This is a genomic window from Acinetobacter sp. WCHA45 (assembly GCF_002165255.2).
GTDB lineage: Bacteria > Pseudomonadota > Gammaproteobacteria > Pseudomonadales > Moraxellaceae > Acinetobacter.
In genome coordinates this window covers 1,946,507-1,964,290 of record NZ_CP028561.1, presented here as the reverse complement: position 1 = coordinate 1,964,290, position 17,784 = coordinate 1,946,507, and the positions used below count along the sequence as shown (strand labels likewise).

Sequence of the window (17,784 nt, the reverse complement as noted above, 5' to 3'; positions counted from 1 at the left end):
ACTCAATAATCAAAAAATAACCCTTATGAAACTTAAGGTTTCATAAGGGTTGCGATGTCTTCTAAAACTAAAAATCAGAATATTTAACGTACGACCAAAACAGGGATATGGCTTTCACCTAATACTTTTTGAGCTACGCTGCCTAAGATAAATTTTTTGAAACCAGTCCGACCGTGTGATCCCATAATAATCAGATCAGCACCTAAGTTCTGTGCAGCACTGATAATTTCCCCATTTACAGAGAAGCCTTCCAACACTTGAGTTGCAACTGTCAATCCTAAAGCTTCAAATTTCTTTTCCGCTTTGGTTAAATTTTCTTGAACGTAGCTACGAACACGTTCAATCAATTCATTACTTTGACCGAGTCTAAGGTATGCATCTGCCAAATATGGGTCTAAAGCCATCACTTCAACCACAGTGATTTCACTATTTAGGGCTTTTGCAAGTTGTGCCGCTTGTTGAATGACATTATCGGAGATTTCAGAGTCATCAATTGCAACCAAGATTTTTTGATAGGCCATGTTTATTACTCCTTATTATTGCACTTTGAGTTGTTTCTAAATTTTTGTTTAAAATAAGATCTATGTTTTCATATTAAACTTATTAGTAGCATAATAAAACCTAGTAATTTTATAAGAATAATTAAATGTTAAAGTAGTTTTTAATTATTCAATCCATTGAAAAAATAATCTTTTTTTTAAATATTAAGGTGAATATTAGATTTGGAAAGATTATAGACTTTGGTCTAAATATGAACATAACTCTACGAGTTGATCCGTCTGCAATTGTTCACGCATTTTTAAAATTTGCTTTTCATCTAAGTCATACAATTTGAGGGAAAGTAGTTTTTCGATGTCTTGTTCAGGAAAACGATATTTTATCACTTTGGCTGGAACACCAGCAACAATTGCATAAGGCGGTACATCTTGGGTGACCACAGCACCTGTTGCCACGATAGTACCTTCACCCAATTTTACTCCCTGCATAATCATGGCGCGGCTACCAATCCAGCAACCATCGGCAATCACGGTATCACCAGCAGGCAAGAAACTACGGGTGTCAAAAGGGAAGGTCGAAATCCAATCAGGACGGTGTAATTGATTGCCACCCATCATAATCACGCATTCAGCACCAAAGCACACAAAGTTACCAATATGAAGTTGGTCTATTGGTTTCTCAGGTGTAGCAGGTTTGTCATGTAGATAACGTACCACACAACGTTCAAAGCCCTGATCCCAATAAGCAGAATAATAAGAATAATTACCTTTGATATGGATATTTGGATTTTTTACTGTTTTGGAAATAAATTCGAATTCACACCAATGTTTAACAGGGGAGTTGATCAATGAATCCATAACTAAGACAAAATACTAAAAGAAATCGGCGCTATTATAGCTTTTATATTAGGAGAGAGCGTTAGTTGAGGAAGAATTTCCAAAACCAAATTAACAAACATTGATTTTGATTTGCAAATACAAAGTCTAGAATAGCATACAGCTTACCGCATTGGTCATAAGATTGCTATGGAAAGCTCATACGATTGCAACAATAATCCATAGGATTATTCTAGTAATCTTTACATAATGCTAATGATCAGTCGATTTTGCATTCCTCTATTCGTTTTTATTGTATTTAGAAATAGCATGCTTTTGAAACAAAGGAACTATTCAATCGGTTAAAAATTCATTTTAGATATAATTGAGTAAATTTTGCATATTTAATTTGATTGACGTTATTGGTAATAAAATTATGGGTTTAAAGGAAAAGAATAAAAAATATTGAACTGAATTCATTTATAAATGCATAATATCTGAATGATAACAAAAGGATAAATGTTAATGATTGAACCAATAAATGAAAGTTCAATTTTAAAAATTATTGGTGAAAAACTTTTATATATACATGATTTAATTGATTTAGCATTTGAAATTAAAGGAAAATTGAGAAATAAAGAGTTAGATTTTTCTGCATTAATTCAACCGTACGGTGGTTCTGAATGGGAAAATTTAACGATGATGATTCCATATCTTCCACGAGAAATCATAGAAGAAAACTTAGATCAGTTATTAGAAGGTTTTATGGATCTAAATTGGCCTGGCTCTAGAATTTTGTATGGATATTTAGCTGAGATAGATATTTATAAACTAAAAGATTCTTTTGATCGAGTCATTGATAAAGCAATAGGATTGGATGATACCGACTGGATATCTTTTCTTTGCATCTTTATGGATGATGAAAGGGTTGGAATGAAAGATTGTTTTATTCCACAGATTGAAAAGAGTCGTTCATTTCTAAAATCTCGCAATATAGATTATGATTAAAACTCTTAGTAGTGAAAATGAATACTAAGCTTTTAAAAGCTAACAAAAGAAAAATAACTGAGAAGAAAAACCCCTCAAATAGAGGGGTCAGTGACTTGGAATTAAATATATTCCACGCTTACGATTTCGTATTCAACTTCACCTTGTGGTGTTTGAATTTTTACTTCGTCGCCTTCGCTTTTACCTAAAAGACCACGGGCAATCGGTGAGTTCACTGAGATTTTATTGATTTTAAAATCTGCTTCATCATCACCTACGATTTTATAAGTTTTACGTTCTTCAGTGTCTAGGTTTTCGATGGTTACTGTAACACCAAACACAACACGACCGTTTTGTTCAAGTGTTTTGACATCAATCTCTTGAGCTGCACCCAGTTTGCCTTCGATATCCTGAATACGACCTTCACAAAAACCTTGCTGTTCACGTGCAGCGTGATATTCAGCATTTTCCTTTAAATCACCGTGCTCACGAGCTTCCGCGATCGCTTGGATAATACGTGGGCGATCCACTGTTTTTAGCTGTTGTAATTCTTTCTCTAAGGCAACCTTGCCTTCAGGAGTCATAGGATAACGTTGCATTTCAGTCCCTCTAAATTGGTTGGGAAAATACAGGATTAAAAAAAGAAAAAGCCCGCCACCGATAAGGTGACGGGACTTATCAGTAAAGAATTAACCTACAGTTTGTAAATCTTGCAAGCGGTATACATCCATTGGCAATTTCACAGAAAATGCTTGGCAAACAGCCTCAGCACCATTAATTGTCGTAGTGTAATACACTTTACCTTGTAGGGCAGCACGACGAATCATGGCAGAGTCGTATTGAGCTTGTTTGCCTTCAGTTGTGTTGACAATAAGATGAATCTCACCATTTTTCAAGCGGTCTACAATATGTGGACGACCTTCAGTGACTTTATTGACAGCTTCACACTCAATGCCTGCTTCTTTCAGAACACGATGTGTGCCATTCGTCGCAACAAGTTTGAAGCCATATTCGATCAATTGTTTAGCAATATTGGCAATGTATTTCTTATCTGATTCACGAACTGATAAGAATGCATGCTTCACTTCGCCTTCTGTTGGCAAGCCTGGTAAACGTTCGTTTGAACCAAGTACTGCTTTGTAGAATGCTTCACCGAAAGTTTGACCTACACCCATTACTTCGCCTGTAGATTTCATCTCAGGCCCAAGCATTGGATCAACGCCTTGGAATTTAGCAAATGGGAATACAGCTTCTTTTACTGCAAAGTGAGTCGGGATGATCTCTTTAGTGAATCCTTGAGATTCTAAAGATTGACCAGCCATACAACGTGCCGCAACTTTTGCTAAAGACTCACCAATACATTTAGAAACGAAAGGAACTGTACGTGATGCGCGTGGGTTCACTTCGAGTACATAAATGTCGTTGCCTTTTACTGCAAACTGAACGTTCATCAAGCCGATTACGCCAAGTTCTTTTGCCATTGCAACAGTTTGGCGACGCATTTCATCCTGAACTTCTTGTGAAAGAGAGTAAGGAGGAATCGAACATGCTGAGTCACCTGAGTGAATCCCTGCTTGTTCGATGTGCTGCATGATACCGCCGATCACAACATCTTTACCGTCAGATACGCAGTCTACGTCCACTTCAGTTGCATCATCAAGGAAACGGTCTAACAGGACAGGGGCTTCATTTGAAGCTTGAACTGCTTCACGAAGGTAACGTTTTAGCTCATCTTCGTTATAAACGATTTCCATTGCACGACCACCCAATACATAAGATGGGCGAACAACGAGCGGATAACCCACTTTCGCTGCTTCTGAAATACCTTCTTCAGCAGATTTAACGATGCTGTTGTTTGGTTGACGAAGCTGTAGACGTTGAATCATTTGTTGGAAACGTTCACGGTCTTCTGCACGGTCAATCGCATCAGGAGATGTACCAATGATCGGTGTCCCTGCTTCTTCTAAAGCACGCGCCAATTTCAATGGTGTTTGACCACCGTACTGTACGATCACACCTTTAGGCTTCTCTGTACGTACGATTTCAAGTACATCTTCCAATGTAACAGGTTCGAAGTACAAACGATCTGATGTGTCATAGTCAGTTGAAACAGTTTCAGGGTTACAGTTCACCATGATGGTTTCGTAACCGTCATCACGCATCGCTAGCGCAGCGTGAACACAGCAGTAGTCAAACTCGATCCCTTGACCAATACGGTTCGGACCACCACCGATGACCATGATTTTGTCACGGCTTGATGGATTTGCTTCACATTCTTCATCATAAGTTGAATACATGTAAGCTGTACCTGATTCGAACTCAGCAGCACATGTATCAACACGTTTATAAACTGGATATACACCCAAGTTCCAACGTTGTTTACGGAATTGCTTTTGCGAAATACCCATTAAGTCAGCGATACGAAGGTCAGATAAACCTTTGCGCTTGAATGAACGGATATTATCAGCGTTTAAATCACCAAAACCTAAAGTTTTTACTTGAGTTTCAGTTTTAACGATATCTTCAATTTGGATCAAGAACCAACGGTCAATCTTGGTTGCTTCAAACACTTCATCTAATGAGAAACCGTGACGGAATGCGTCAGCTACATACCAAATACGCTCAGGGCCTGGAACTTTAAGTTCTTTTAAGATGATGTCTTTGGCATTAGCCGTACCAACTTCGATTTTTTCATCAAAGCCGCTGACACCTACTTCAAGACCACGAAGCGCTTTTTGAACAGATTCTTGGAAGTTACGACCAATTGCCATCACTTCGCCCACAGATTTCATCTGAGTCGTCAATACAGGCTCAGCTTGCGGGAATTTTTCGAAGTTGAAGCGAGGAATCTTGGTTACAACATAGTCAATCGCTGGTTCAAAGCTTGCAGGCGTGATACCACCAGTGATGTCATTTTTCAATTCATCAAGGGTATAGCCAACCGCAAGTTTTGCTGCGATTTTCGCAATTGGGAAACCTGTTGCTTTAGAGGCAAGCGCAGATGAACGAGAAACACGAGGGTTCATCTCGATCACAACCATACGACCATCTTTCGGGTTAATACCGAACTGAACGTTTGAACCACCTGTTTCAACACCGATTTCACGAAGAACAGCAACCGATGCATTACGCATGATTTGATATTCTTTATCTGTCAATGTTTGCGCAGGGGCAACAGTGATTGAGTCACCTGTGTGTACGCCCATTGGGTCAAAGTTTTCAATCGCACATACGATAATACAGTTGTCGTTTTTGTCACGAACAACTTCCATTTCGTACTCTTTCCAGCCAATCAGTGATTCATCAATCAATAATTGTTTGGTTGGAGAAAGATCGAAACCACGTTCACAGATTTCAATAAATTCTTCTTTATTGTACGCAATACCGCCACCAGAACCACCCATCGTGAATGATGGACGAATGATCACTGGGAAGCCGAAACGCGACTGAATTTCCAGTGCATGTTCCATACTTTCTGCAACATCAGCACGAGGACACTCTAAGCCGATTTTACGCATGGCGATGTCAAACAGTTTACGATCTTCTGCTTTTTCAATCGCTTCTTTTGACGCACCAATCAACTCAACATTGTATTTCTCTAAAACACCGTTGGCATCTAATGCAAGTGCACAGTTCAATGCAGTTTGACCGCCCATCGTTGGGAGGACTGCATCTGGGCGTTCTTTTTCAATGATTTGAGCAACAGTCTGCCAAGTGATTGGCTCGATATAAGTTGCATCCGCCATTGAAGGGTCAGTCATAATGGTTGCTGGGTTAGAGTTCACCAAAATAACACGATAGCCTTCTTCACGAAGTGCTTTACATGCTTGCGCACCTGAGTAGTCAAACTCACATGCTTGACCGATCACAATTGGACCTGCACCAATAATTAAGATGCTTTTAATATCCGTACGTTTAGGCATTATTCGCTCCTTAATTACTTCTTAGCTGCTTCAATAAGTTCGATGAAATGATCGAACAATGGAGCACAGTCATGTGGACCAGGGCTTGCTTCAGGGTGACCTTGGAAGCTGAATGCTGGTTTGTCAGTGCGATGAATACCTTGGTTTGTACCATCAAACAGAGAGCGATGTGTCACTTTTAAGTTTGCAGGTAAAGTACTCTCATCGACAGCAAAGCCGTGGTTTTGAGAAGTAATCATCACTGTACCATTCTCAAGATTTTGTACAGGATGGTTTGCACCGTGATGACCATGATTCATTTTCATGGTCTTCGCGCCAGAAGCAAGTGCTAAAATTTGGTGACCTAAACAAATACCAAATACAGGTAAAGTCGTAGTTTCAACAATCGTTTTTACTGCTTCAATCGCATAGTCACATGCTGCTGGATCACCAGGACCATTTGACAAGAACACGCCATCTGGATTTAAAGCGAGAACTTTCTCAGCAGGGGTCTGTGCAGGCACAACAGTGAGTTTACAACCACGGTCTGCAAGCATACGTAAGATGTTGGTTTTGACACCATAATCGTATGCAACAACATGAAATTTAAATTCTGGTTGGCTAAAACCTTGACCTAAAGTCCAAGAACCTTCAGTCCATTCAAAGCCTTCAGGATCACAGCATTCTTTTGCAAGGTCTAAACCATTTAAACCACCGAATGCACGTGCTTTTGCAATTGCTTCTTCTTCAGTGATATTTTCACCAGCAAGGATGCAACCATTTTGCGCACCTTTGTCACGTAAAATACGTGTCAATTTACGTGTATCAATATCAGCGATTGCAACAACATTATGTTGTTGCAAGTATTCACTGAGTGATTGTTCTGCACGGAAATTACTATGTAATAAAGGAAGATCACGAATAATTAAACCGTTCGCCCATACTTTATGGATGCGACCAGATTCAACGTCTTCGCTATTACAGCCTGTATTTCCAATATGGGGATAAGTCAGCGTCACAATTTGTTGCGCATAACTTGGGTCAGTCAAAATTTCTTGGTAGCCAGTCATGGCTGTATTAAAAACGACTTCACCAGTCGTACTTCCCGATGCACCGATAGACGTTCCTTTAAAGATCGTTCCATCTGCGAGGGCTAAAATGGCGGGGGTGCTCAAACCAAAGCTCCTGAACTAAAACCACAAAAATAGGGCTGTAAAAAAGCGAGAAGACATAAAAAAAGGTAGGCTGTCTTTAAAAACATGCCCCTCCTTCCAGTCTGCTCGCTTGTAACTTAACAGCGCATTATACGCATGAGTAGTTCAAAAGTCTATCTGTTTTATTGGTTAAAGCGAGTAATTGTAGTTTTTCTTTTATAAGTTTGGCTGTTGTTATGTCTATTGCCAAATCAATCATTCTTCTATCTATATCATGAGATATTATGCAAATTGTCTAACAATTTTTTCATAGTCTAAAAGTAAAGCGTTTTATCTTATATTTAGCCAAAAAATCAACTAACAATATAGAGGGGAAACACAATGGCTGATAATCAAACGACACCAGCAACTGAAGAAGTTAAAGAAGTTGTGGTTGAAAAAACAGCGAAGGCGAAAGAAGTTGTTGCAGAAAAAACCACTGAAGTTAAAGAAGCTGTTGCTGAAAAGACGGCAGAAGTGAAAGAGGTGGTTGCTGAGAAAACTGCAAAAGCGAAAGAAGTTGTGGCTGAAAAAACAGCGAAGGCGAAAGAAGTGATTGCTGAGACTCAGGAACAAGCGAAAGAAGTCATTGCTGAGACTCAAGAGCAAGTGAAAGAAGTATTAGCTGAAACTCAAGAAAAAATTGAGGCGGAAGCGAAAGAACTTAACCAAAATATCCAAAATCAGCTTGCACAAATTAAGCAAGATATTTTGCAGCGTATTGATGTTATTAAAACTCAACTGAATTCATCACAAGGCAATTTAGTTGAATTAACGAATGCATTAAAAACTGAGTTAAATGCTTTAATTGAAGATTTAACGAAGGTCAGCAAAGAGTTGAAAGATGATATTGGTCAAATTTCAGTGAAGCATAAAGATACTTTGGTTGGTAGCTTTAAGCGCACTAAAGAGCAAGCAGTAGAAGCTTGGAATAAAGTTCGCGCTAGCTAACATGTATTTAAATAAAAAAGCGAGATCATTCTCGCTTTTTTATTTTTTAGAATTGATGTAACCAATCGCGTTTATTATGAAAGTCAGCTTGTGGGCTACTATGTTGCATTGCAAAATAGTGATTACCTTGAGTGGTATTAAAAACCGCACTTAAACCTAGATATAAGTCAGACCATTTCAATTTATTCTGTTGCATAAATTTAGATAAATCTAGACTGACATTTAAACCATAATGTGTGCGTTGCAAATGGTTCAACTCAATGTCATATGCAGCAACGGGCGGCATATCCTCTGGGAAGCGATATTCTTCAAATTGATAGGCTTGCCAAGCTTGAGAGGGAGAAAGATTGATTTCACGATAAAAATCTTCATCTTTCACACCAATAAAAATCTCAAAACAAGTCTGCTCCCATAAAAAGTCTTGGCGAGGATGAGCCTTGACTTGATCTGGGTAAATCAGAAACTGATTGGGATCACGAACCCAAAAACCAACATTTAATGTCGCTGGTGTTTGTTGCTCAATTGCTCCAACGACAGTAATAGCATTAAAGCGATCGAAAGCAGAAAGTTCATAACTTGCCATTTTGATTACTTATTACTTAAGTGAGCAAAACGAACTAAATTAGAAAGATGCTGGTTTTGTTTTGCTGCTTTTTTATAAAGCAAAACAATTTTACCAATTTTCTGTACAGATTCAGCACCTGTTGCTTCAACAAGCGCATCAATTACTGCGGCACGTGCATCACGATCTTCACCTGCAATTTTCACTTTAATGAGTTCGTGATCATTGAGTGCGCGATGAGTTTCTTCAATGACGTTTTCTGTAAGACCTTGGCCACCAATCATTACAACTGGATTAAGTGCATGACCAATTTGACGTAAACGCTTACGTTCATGGATAGATAAAGCCGCCATTAAAAATACCTGATTGGGAAAACGACCTAGTATAACTTGCATCCCGTTTCTAAGATAGATTTAGCAGACAGGCACTCGAAACAAATATGTGAAAATTAGGCAAATAGCCAATCATGACAATCGGAAAAAATCTGTAAAAGTTCGTGTGAATGAACTACAACCGTACTGTAATGAGAGTAATTTTAACGTACAATGACCAATCAGAAGTTTTTTGAAATTTAGTGAGTTATGGCGACACGCATTACCAATCAAAAATTGTCTAAAAGCAGTCGTGCATGGATGAGAGAGCACTTAGATGACCCTTTTGTAAAGAAAGCACAGAAGGAAGGTTATCGCGCTCGTGCAGCATATAAATTACTTGAAATCCAAGAAAAATATAAAATGATCAAGCCGGGTATGACCGTTGTCGATCTTGGTGCAGCACCAGGCAGTTGGTCACAAATTGCAGGTAAGTTAGTCGGCGCAAATGGTTTAGTGATTGCTTCAGATATTCTCGCAATGGACGCTCTTCCAGATGTGACTTTCTTACAAGGTGACTTCCGAGAAGAAGAAGTTTTCGAAAAATTGTTAAATATTTTAAATGGACGTCAAGTAGACGTTGTAATTTCAGATATGGCCCCCAATACATCAGGTAATAGGGCTGTGGATCAACCACGCCAGATTTACTTATGTGAGTTGGCATTGGATTTTGCTCAAAAAGTTTTAGGCCCAAATGGACAGTTTATTGTTAAGGTGTTCCAAGGCTCAGGATTTGATGAGTTCAGAAAACAAGTTGTTGATAGTTTTGATGTATTAAAAACAGCCAAACCTGCGGCATCTCGTGCTCGATCAAAAGAAGTTTTTTTGATTGGTCAAGGTCGTAAAAAGGCATTGCAATAAAAGTGTACTTGCCAAGTTGTTAAAAATTGTGCATTTTGTACCTTTTAAGTTTTTTGCAACGCAAATTTATTGCTGTTTTTGTGAAGGTCAGCCAAGATTAGGTATGATCAAATTAGATTGATATGGGAATAAAGCCTTGAGCGATTACTTCAAGAATGCCGTATTGTGGCTCATCATACTCGGTGTTCTGATTTTGATTTTTAGCAACGTCAGTGACCGCAATAAGCCTGCAGCGATGAAATATTCTGATTTCGTTGCAGCGGTGAATGCTGGGCAAATTAAACAAGTCACAATTGACGGTTTAAACATTAGTGGTGAAAAAACCAATGGTTCTTCTTTTGAAACGGTTCGTCCACAAGTAGAAGACACTGAATTGCTTCCAAGCTTGAATAAACAGAATGTAGTCGTTGAAGGTACTGCACCACAACGTCAAGGCATTTTGATGCAACTTCTCATTGCTAGCTTCCCTGTATTACTGATCATCTTATTATTCATGTTCTTTATGCGTAATATGGGTGGGGGCGCTGGTGGCAAAAACAGCCCAATGAGTTTTGGCAAGTCAAAAGCGAAAATGTTATCTGAAGATCAGATTAAGATTACGTTTACCGATGTTGCAGGTTGTGATGAAGCAAAACAAGAAGTGGTTGAAATTGTTGACTTCTTGAAAGATCCTTCTAAGTTCAAACGTCTTGGTGCAACCATTCCTCGTGGTGTATTGATGGTTGGTCCTCCAGGTACGGGTAAAACATTACTTGCGAAAGCCATTGCAGGTGAAGCTAAAGTTCCATTCTTTAGTATCTCTGGTTCTGACTTCGTTGAAATGTTTGTTGGTGTCGGTGCATCACGTGTTCGTGACATGTTTGAGCAAGCTAAACGTCATGCTCCATGTATCATTTTCATCGATGAAATTGATGCTGTTGGTCGCCATCGTGGTTCTGGTACAGGAGGTGGTCATGATGAGCGTGAACAAACCCTGAACCAAATGCTTGTTGAGATGGATGGTTTTGAAGGTAATGAGGGTGTGATCGTCATTGCAGCAACTAACCGTGTAGACGTACTTGATAAAGCATTGCTTCGTCCAGGTCGTTTTGATCGCCAAGTGATGGTGGGTTTACCAGACATCCGTGGTCGTGAGCAAATCTTGAATGTTCATTTGAAGAAACTTCCTTCGGTTACAGGCGTGGATGTTAAAGTCCTTGCTCGTGGTACGCCAGGATTCTCAGGTGCGCAACTAGCGAACTTAGTCAACGAAGCTGCGTTGTTTGCTGCTCGCCGTAATAAAAACACGGTCGATATGCATGACTTTGAAGATGCAAAAGACAAGATCTACATGGGTCCAGAACGTAAATCGATGGTGATTCGTGAAGAAGAACGTCGTGCGACGGCTTACCATGAAGCTGGACATGCCATTGTTGCTGAAATTTTGCCAGGTACAGACCCTGTGCATAAAGTGACAATCATGCCACGTGGTTGGGCATTAGGTGTAACTTGGCAGTTGCCTGAGCAAGACCAAACTAGCCATTACAAAGATAAGATGTTGAATGAGCTTTCAATCTTATTTGGTGGTCGTATTGCCGAAGAAGTTTTCATTAATCAAATGTCGACAGGTGCATCAAACGACTTTGAACGTGCAACTAAAATGGCGCGTGCAATGGTGACCAAGTATGGTATGTCTGATGCTCTTGGTGTAATGGTTTATGAAGATGAAAACCAAAGTGGTTTCTTTGGTAATGTGGGTAGCCGTACAATTTCAGAAGCAACTCAGCAAAAAGTTGATGAAGAAGTACGTCGTATCTTAGATGAACAATATAAAGTTGCTCGTGATATCTTGGAAAATAACAAAGATATCGCACATGCAATGGTGAAAGCGTTGATGGAATGGGAAACCATCGATCGTGACCAAATCCGTGACATCATGGAAGGTCGTGAACCACAACCACCTAAGGTCTATATTCCTGAAAATCCAGTGGCTGCATTTGAACCACCAAAAGATGGTCCATCTACACCACCACCATTACCAGCAATGGGTTAATGGTTGAAATCAAAGAGAGTCGCTAAAGAGCGGCTCTTTTTTTGTTCTTATTTTAGGGCTTGTTGAGAATTAACAAAGGCAACTGATTAATTTATAATAGTACTATGGATAGATACATACTTACTGATGCCCAATGGGCAAAAATGGAACCTTTTTGCCTAGGTAAAGTGACCGATCGAGGTCGTAGTGGAAAAGATAATCGATTATTCTTAGAAGCAGTCCTCTGGATTGCCCGTACAGGCAGTCCATGGCGTGATCTACCTCCTCATTTTGGTAAATGGAATACCGTCTTTAAAAGATACCGTGACTGGGTGAAAGCTGGTGTATTTGAAACTATTTTTGCATCTGTAAATGAAGATGTTGATTTGGAATACGCCATGATTGATGGAACGATTGTTAAAGTTCATCGACATGGGCAAGGTGCAAAAGGGGGACTTTCAAACAGTCTATAGGTAAATCTCGAGGTGGAATGACCTGTAAAATTCTTGCCTTAGTGGATAGTCTAGGCAACCTCATTAAGTTTCGATTAATGCCTGGTCAATATCACGATTTAGTAGAAACCAAACCTTTAATTGAAGATGTTGATTTTCAAGCATTACTAGCGGATAAAGCATTTGATGCAGATTGGCTGATTCAAGAACTAAATGAACGTAAAGTGAAAGTGGTGATCCCACCCAAATCTAATCGAAAAGTAATGAGAGCATTTGATACGATTATGTATAAATGGCGTCATCTCATTGAAAACTATTTCTGTAAGTTAAAAGAATTTAAACGTATAGCGATGCGTAGTTGTAAAACAGATACGAGTTTTGAAGCCATGATTCAATTGTGCGCTAGTTTAATTAACTCTCGGTAATTCTCAACAAACCCTAGCCAACCTGAAAATAAATCAACAATGTTCACAGAATAGTCTTGTTAAACTAAAGTGATTCGTAAAGTGTTAAGAGTTTTTTGATAATGCAGTTGATGCCATTACCACAGCAGCAGTTACAATGTGGTCGTTTTACATTGGATTTATCCCAACCACAGATTATGGGTATTCTCAATGTCACCCCTGATTCTTTCAGTGATGGTGGACAGCATCATCATAAAGAACAGGCGGTTCAACGTGCTTTGCAGATGATGGAAGAGGGTGCAAGCATTATTGATATTGGTGGAGAGTCAACTCGCCCAAATGCATCACCCGTTGAGCTAGAAGAAGAAATTCAGCGTGTAATTCCTGTGGTGGAAGCATTATCCAAGTATGATGTGATCATATCGATTGATACCAGTCAGCCTGAGGTGATTCGAGCTGCCGTGAAAGCAGGTGCGCATATCTGGAATGATGTTCGTGCTTTAACTCGTCCACAAGCTTTAGAAACGGCGGCTGAATTAAATATTCCTGTGGTGTTGATGCATATGCGTGGTGAACCGACCAATATGAATCAGTTGGATCAATATCAGGATGTGACTGAAGATGTGATTCATGAATTACAGCAGCGGCTTAATCAAGCAATTGCAGTCGGAGTAAGCAAAGAAAATATTATTATCGACCCAGGTTTCGGTTTTGCCAAGAACGCACAACAGAATTTTCGATTACTCAATGAGTTTTGGAAGCTGAATCGGATGGGGTATCCAATCTTGTCTGGCTTGTCACGTAAACGTTTCATTGGTGAGGCATTGAATGGTGTACCTGCACAGGAACGTGCGCTTGGAAGTGTCATGGGGCATCTACTGAGTATTCAGCAGGGCGCTAGTATTGTTCGAGTGCACGATGTTAAAGCCACAAGCGATGCGATAAAAGTTTGGAATGCGATGAGTTTAGCTCAATAATTACAGAGAAATAATGAAGATAAAAATACATTCCAATACGATGTATCTTTATCTTTTTGCATACAATCACTGCAATCTCGTCATTCATTTAAAAGACATAAAAATTGGGGGATTTTATGATGCATCAATCTACAAAAATACTGACCTTAACCTTGCTAAGTTCCATGATGATCGCCTGTGGTAATCCCATAAAGGAACGTAGCCATGTAGTCGCTCCTGCATCTTTGGTTATGTCTAATATGGCAGCGGATAGTACCCGAAAGATGATTGCTGCTGCTGCGTACATGGCGGCAATGCCTAGTCCAGAAAGCGTGCGGCTAGAGCAGAATACTGAAAAATATCAAAAGAATGAGGTCAATCCTATTTATCGGGTTGCAGATCAGGCAGTTTCAACTTTTAGCATTGATGTCGATACAGGCAGTTATAGCAATACCCGCCGTTTCCTGAATGATGGGCGTTTGCCACCAGTCGATGCGGTTCGTGCTGAGGAAATGATTAACTACTTTGATTATCAATATCCGCAGCCAAACAGCATTCACCCATTCTCGGTCACGACTGAAATTGTTGATTCACCGTGGAAAGAAAATGCCAAACTGATCAAAATCGGGATTCAAGCCAAAGACTTGGCAATTAAACAGTTACCACCAGCCAATTTGGTATTCTTGGTTGATGTTTCCGGTAGTATGGATGCCCCAGATAAATTACCCTTGGTTAAGCAAACTCTTAGATTATTGACCGAGCAATTGCGACCTCAAGATAAAGTCACGATTATTACTTATGCTAGTGGTGAGAAACTCATTTTAGCACCCACTTCTGGTGATCAAAAAGACAAAATTTTAACCGTCATTAATGAATTACAGGCAAGTGGGGCAACCGCAGGCGAACAGGCAATTCAACTGGCTTATAAACAAGCTGAAAAAGCCTTTGTGAACAATGGAATCAATCGCATTTTATTGGCAACTGATGGCGACTTTAATGTAGGTATTACTGACTTTAGTACTTTAAAAGGGATGGTGGTTGAGAAACGTAAAAGTGGTATTTCTTTAACGACATTGGGCTTTGGGACAGGAAATTATAATGAGCAGTTGATGGAGCAACTGGCGGATGCAGGAGATGGTAATTACAGCTATATTGATAATAAAAATGAAGCGAAAAAAGTGGTACAACGTCAGCTTTCGTCAACACTGGCAACGGTTGCTCAGGATGTAAAAATTCAGGTGGAGTTTAACCCTGCTACGGTAAAAGAATATCGTTTAGTTGGCTATGAAAATCGGATGTTGAAACAGGAAGATTTCAATAATGATAAAGTTGATGCGGGCGATATCGGGGCAGGGCATAACGTTACGGCAATTTATGAAATCGTTCCAGTTGGACAACAAGGCTGGCTCAATGATTCACGTTATCAGGCATCGACAAAAATAGATACAACGAAAAAATCTGAATATGCGTTTGTAAATTTGCGCTATAAATTGCCAAATCAAGAGAAGAGCATTCTTTTAAACCAAGCTGTAAAAGCTGAAAGTAAGTCCCTTGCTCAGGCCAATAGCGATACTCGTTTTGCCATTGCCGTGGCTTCCTATGCCCAGCAGCTAAAAGGTGGGCAATACAATGCTGCTATGGGGTGGGATCAAATTATTCAGTTAGCCCAGCAATCTGCAAAACCAGATCCTTACCAAATGCGTGAGGAATTTATAGAGCTTGCCAAGATCGCAAAAAATTTAAGTGCTAAAAAAGACTAAATTATCTTTTTAAAAAGCGGTCGGAAAGATCGCTTTTTTTATGTCTAAATATCGTGATTTGTATGAGATTATGTTATAAGCATGGCGTTTTAATGGCATATTATTTTATTTATGTTCGAAGATCTCCTTCTCCCCATGTTTGATGATGAATATTATCCTGATATTCTCGTTGCCGAAGTTAAACAACAGATTAAACACTTTTCCAAAAAGGTGGGTCGTTCTGGTTTAACTGAAGCGGAAATATATCATTTTGCTCATCATACAATAATCGCAATTAATGAGATGAAACCTCAGTTTGAAGACCTAGATTCAAGTTTAGATGATACGGCTGCGGATTACATTGCTGAAGCTATGATGATGATTGTGCAAGAAGCAGGTTATTTTGAGATTGAAATGGAACAATTGATTGCAAATCGAGAGTGGTAAAATTCACTCTCGATATTTAGAAATTATGATCATTCCTTATTTGAAATATCACTCCAAAATTTAGGTAAAGTAATTTGACCTGAAATCCATGCTTCAATTTTAGGTTGTTTAATTTTTTGATAATAAATACTTTCGGTCTGAATCAGTAAGCCTAAAGTATCGCCTTTGTTTAAACGTCCATTAATACTAGGTAATTCAATAGTTTGATTTCCTTTCGATGCTGAATTTTTATGAGAAATAACTTGATCAAAAGTATGTTTTTTGCTTGGATTTAATGCTGTTGTTTGATCATTTAAAATAGCATATTTACCCGTTTTTTCAGATTTAATGGCCATAGAAATAAATAGTGTTGGTTCTACTTTATTATTTGGCGTTTCGATCTTTAAATTGAGTTGTGGTGTACCTGTGAGATGTGCCAATTCAGTTATTGTATGGATCGGAACAAACACAGCTTGCGAATTCTGAGGTTCAATCCAAGTTCTATTTAACGTGTATTGTGTTTTTGCATCCAAATCTTTGAACTTATAGACTGGACTTTTGTCGACACATAATTCTGGTAAATCAATTGTTGCAGTTTGGTCTTTGAGTTTTTGATCAAACCATCCCATGATCGTGTCTTGTAATTTATATTGCTTTTGATTCCCACAGGCAACAGATTTCCCAATATACCAAAAAGGAGTATCACCCAATGGGGAACGCTGTGCAAATGGTTGTAAATGTCCGCCTTGTACGCCGATTAAATGGACTTCATGCTTCGATTTCTGAATACATTGAGCCGCTTTAACGCCTTCATTAAAAGGAAATAATACATCTCTAAAGCCTTGGATAATGAGCGCATCTGCTTTTGGCGCTTGAGCATTTTCACAAAACCAACTAGCTTGATGTGTCTTTAGTAAATCATAAGTTGATTGTTTCAACTGACCTTGTTGGATATCTTGATAAGCTTGTTTAAGTTCGGGATCAAATTTATTCCAGTTCCACCAGTCACCAATCAAATTCAAGAAACTCAGCCAATCTCCTTTTGGAACGCCATTGGGTACAAGGCTATCGACGATATCATGCCAAGTTGTGATTGGTACAATTGCTTGTAGGCGAGGGTCTAAAGCAGAAGCAATGTATTGCACACCGCCTGCATAAGATTCGCCAATCATACCTGTACGAACACCATTTTGATTTTGTGCCAGTTGTGGCAAGTTTTTTTCAGCCCAGTTCATGATGTTAATGACATCTTGAGCTTCTTTTTCAGGATCGGTTAAGCGAATTTTACCCTGACTATTTCCATGACCACGTTGATCATAGCTGATGACCCAATAGCCATTTTTCCACGCTGTTTTGGCTACTTGACCCGTCGGAAGTAAAAAACCATACAAGCTTAATTCTGGTCTTTTCATTCGAGATAAACCAAAACCATGGGTATGTAGCAGCAAAGGAGCTGTTTGTCCTGCTTTTAAATGTGGTTGATACACTGTAAACGCAATGATTGTTCCATCTGATGCGATTGTTTTTGCTTGAAAATAACGTTGTTTTAATTCTGTTGGTTGAGATTGAATTTTTTGAGGTTGAATTGCCGCATTGACACAACCTTGTAATAGCAAAAAAATGCCAAAGCAAAGCCATAAAATATTTGAACGCATA

General features: G+C 39.1%; 16 protein-coding genes. 8 read left to right on the top strand and 8 right to left on the bottom strand.

All coding sequences use genetic code 11. The annotated features are described in order from the left end of the window. Nucleotides 1-83: 83 nt before the first annotated feature. Both CDG55_RS10845 and CDG55_RS10840 read right to left on the bottom strand, forming a co-directional pair. Nucleotides 84-521: a universal stress protein gene (locus tag CDG55_RS10845; RefSeq protein WP_087536941.1), complete on the bottom strand. Its 438-nt coding sequence runs from the start codon at nucleotides 519-521 to the stop codon at nucleotides 84-86. A gap of 210 nt (nucleotides 522-731) precedes the next feature. Next, a complete protein-coding gene (locus CDG55_RS10840; protein ID WP_087536940.1) occupies nucleotides 732-1,355 on the bottom strand; it encodes a CatB-related O-acetyltransferase in 624 nt (207 codons plus the stop codon). Nucleotides 1,356-1,838: 483 nt separating this feature from the next. Between CDG55_RS10840 and CDG55_RS10835 the strand changes: the two genes are divergently transcribed. Beyond that, nucleotides 1,839-2,321: a hypothetical protein gene (locus CDG55_RS10835; protein WP_087536939.1), complete on the top strand. Its 483-nt coding sequence runs from the start codon at nucleotides 1,839-1,841 to the stop codon at nucleotides 2,319-2,321. A gap of 101 nt (nucleotides 2,322-2,422) precedes the next feature. On the opposite strand, the gene greA is transcribed toward CDG55_RS10835, so the two are convergent. From greA to carA, 3 genes are all read right to left on the bottom strand, one after another. Beyond that, nucleotides 2,423-2,899 carry a transcription elongation factor GreA gene (gene greA / locus CDG55_RS10830; RefSeq protein ID WP_087536938.1) on the bottom strand — a complete coding sequence of 159 codons (477 nt, stop codon included), beginning with the start codon at nucleotides 2,897-2,899 and terminating at the stop codon, nucleotides 2,423-2,425. A 90-nt stretch (nucleotides 2,900-2,989) separates the two neighbouring features. Further along, complete coding sequence (gene carB / locus CDG55_RS10825) at nucleotides 2,990-6,223, bottom strand: carbamoyl-phosphate synthase large subunit (RefSeq protein WP_087536937.1); 3,234 nt, start codon at nucleotides 6,221-6,223, stop codon at nucleotides 2,990-2,992. Between the two features lie 14 nt (nucleotides 6,224-6,237). After that, nucleotides 6,238-7,377: a glutamine-hydrolyzing carbamoyl-phosphate synthase small subunit gene (gene carA, locus CDG55_RS10820; protein WP_087536936.1), complete on the bottom strand. Its 1,140-nt coding sequence runs from the start codon at nucleotides 7,375-7,377 to the stop codon at nucleotides 6,238-6,240. Between the two features lie 360 nt (nucleotides 7,378-7,737). On the opposite strand from carA, the gene CDG55_RS10815 reads away from it, so the two are divergent. Then, complete coding sequence (locus CDG55_RS10815) at nucleotides 7,738-8,346, top strand: hypothetical protein (protein WP_005161718.1); 609 nt, start codon at nucleotides 7,738-7,740, stop codon at nucleotides 8,344-8,346. Nucleotides 8,347-8,392: 46 nt separating this feature from the next. Here CDG55_RS10815 and CDG55_RS10810 read toward each other — a convergent pair whose 3' ends face one another. Both CDG55_RS10810 and yhbY read right to left on the bottom strand, forming a co-directional pair. Next, entirely contained in the window at nucleotides 8,393-8,929 is a 537-nt protein-coding gene (locus CDG55_RS10810) for a DOMON-like domain-containing protein (RefSeq protein WP_087536935.1), read from the bottom strand. Nucleotides 8,930-8,934: 5 nt separating this feature from the next. Continuing rightward, nucleotides 8,935-9,261: a ribosome assembly RNA-binding protein YhbY gene (yhbY, locus tag CDG55_RS10805; protein ID WP_004660805.1), complete on the bottom strand. Its 327-nt coding sequence runs from the start codon at nucleotides 9,259-9,261 to the stop codon at nucleotides 8,935-8,937. A gap of 228 nt (nucleotides 9,262-9,489) precedes the next feature. On the opposite strand from yhbY, the gene rlmE reads away from it, so the two are divergent. The 6 genes from rlmE to CDG55_RS10775 all read left to right on the top strand — a co-directional run bounded on the left by rlmE (nucleotide 9,490) and on the right by CDG55_RS10775 (nucleotide 16,149). Next, nucleotides 9,490-10,140, top strand: coding sequence for a 23S rRNA (uridine(2552)-2'-O)-methyltransferase RlmE (gene rlmE / locus CDG55_RS10800; protein WP_004660807.1), 651 nt, complete (start codon nucleotides 9,490-9,492; stop codon nucleotides 10,138-10,140). A gap of 136 nt (nucleotides 10,141-10,276) precedes the next feature. Further along, nucleotides 10,277-12,172 carry an ATP-dependent zinc metalloprotease FtsH gene (gene ftsH / locus CDG55_RS10795; protein WP_087536934.1) on the top strand — a complete coding sequence of 632 codons (1,896 nt, stop codon included), beginning with the start codon at nucleotides 10,277-10,279 and terminating at the stop codon, nucleotides 12,170-12,172. A 104-nt stretch (nucleotides 12,173-12,276) separates the two neighbouring features. Next, nucleotides 12,277-13,028, top strand: a protein-coding gene (locus CDG55_RS10790) for an IS5 family transposase (protein WP_101495461.1) whose coding sequence is annotated in 2 segments (ribosomal slippage) — nucleotides 12,277-12,613 and nucleotides 12,613-13,028 — 753 coding nt in all. Because the reading frame shifts where the segments join, the coding sequence is not laid out codon by codon here. Between the two features lie 101 nt (nucleotides 13,029-13,129). Then, on the top strand, nucleotides 13,130-13,984 hold the full coding sequence (gene folP / locus CDG55_RS10785) for a dihydropteroate synthase (protein ID WP_087537233.1): 855 nt from the start codon (nucleotides 13,130-13,132) through the stop codon (nucleotides 13,982-13,984). Nucleotides 13,985-14,103: 119 nt separating this feature from the next. Continuing rightward, the gene (locus tag CDG55_RS10780) at nucleotides 14,104-15,723 is read left to right on the top strand and encodes a vWA domain-containing protein (RefSeq protein ID WP_087537237.1); all 1,620 of its coding nucleotides are present in this window, start codon (nucleotides 14,104-14,106) and stop codon (nucleotides 15,721-15,723) included. A 111-nt stretch (nucleotides 15,724-15,834) separates the two neighbouring features. Then, on the top strand, nucleotides 15,835-16,149 hold the full coding sequence (locus CDG55_RS10775; protein WP_087537232.1) for a DUF5713 family protein: 315 nt from the start codon (nucleotides 15,835-15,837) through the stop codon (nucleotides 16,147-16,149). 29 nt (nucleotides 16,150-16,178) lie between these two features. Here CDG55_RS10775 and CDG55_RS10770 read toward each other — a convergent pair whose 3' ends face one another. Beyond that, nucleotides 16,179-17,783 (bottom strand): CocE/NonD family hydrolase, encoded by a 1,605-nt coding sequence (locus tag CDG55_RS10770; RefSeq protein WP_087537231.1) that lies wholly within the window; start codon nucleotides 17,781-17,783, stop codon nucleotides 16,179-16,181. Nucleotide 17,784 lies beyond the last annotated feature (1 nt).

What these genes read in the sequence shown, in the direction of transcription:
- CDG55_RS10845 (WP_087536941.1), bottom strand. Translation starts at nt 521, where the DNA reads ATGGCCTATCAAAAAATCTTGGTTGCAATTGATGACTCTGAAATCTCC.
- CDG55_RS10840 (WP_087536940.1), bottom strand. Translation starts at nt 1,355, where the DNA reads ATGGATTCATTGATCAACTCCCCTGTTAAACATTGGTGTGAATTCGAA.
- CDG55_RS10835 (WP_087536939.1), top strand. Translation starts at nt 1,839, where the DNA reads ATGATTGAACCAATAAATGAAAGTTCAATTTTAAAAATTATTGGTGAA.
- greA (WP_087536938.1), bottom strand. Translation starts at nt 2,899, where the DNA reads ATGCAACGTTATCCTATGACTCCTGAAGGCAAGGTTGCCTTAGAGAAA.
- carB (WP_087536937.1), bottom strand. Translation starts at nt 6,223, where the DNA reads ATGCCTAAACGTACGGATATTAAAAGCATCTTAATTATTGGTGCAGGT.
- CDG55_RS10815 (WP_005161718.1), top strand. Translation starts at nt 7,738, where the DNA reads ATGGCTGATAATCAAACGACACCAGCAACTGAAGAAGTTAAAGAAGTT.
- CDG55_RS10810 (WP_087536935.1), bottom strand. Translation starts at nt 8,929, where the DNA reads ATGGCAAGTTATGAACTTTCTGCTTTCGATCGCTTTAATGCTATTACT.
- yhbY (WP_004660805.1), bottom strand. Translation starts at nt 9,261, where the DNA reads ATGGCGGCTTTATCTATCCATGAACGTAAGCGTTTACGTCAAATTGGT.
- rlmE (WP_004660807.1), top strand. Translation starts at nt 9,490, where the DNA reads ATGGCGACACGCATTACCAATCAAAAATTGTCTAAAAGCAGTCGTGCA.
- folP (WP_087537233.1), top strand. Translation starts at nt 13,130, where the DNA reads ATGCAGTTGATGCCATTACCACAGCAGCAGTTACAATGTGGTCGTTTT.
- CDG55_RS10780 (WP_087537237.1), top strand. Translation starts at nt 14,104, where the DNA reads ATGCATCAATCTACAAAAATACTGACCTTAACCTTGCTAAGTTCCATG.
- CDG55_RS10775 (WP_087537232.1), top strand. Translation starts at nt 15,835, where the DNA reads ATGTTCGAAGATCTCCTTCTCCCCATGTTTGATGATGAATATTATCCT.
- CDG55_RS10770 (WP_087537231.1), bottom strand. Translation starts at nt 17,783, where the DNA reads ATGCGTTCAAATATTTTATGGCTTTGCTTTGGCATTTTTTTGCTATTA.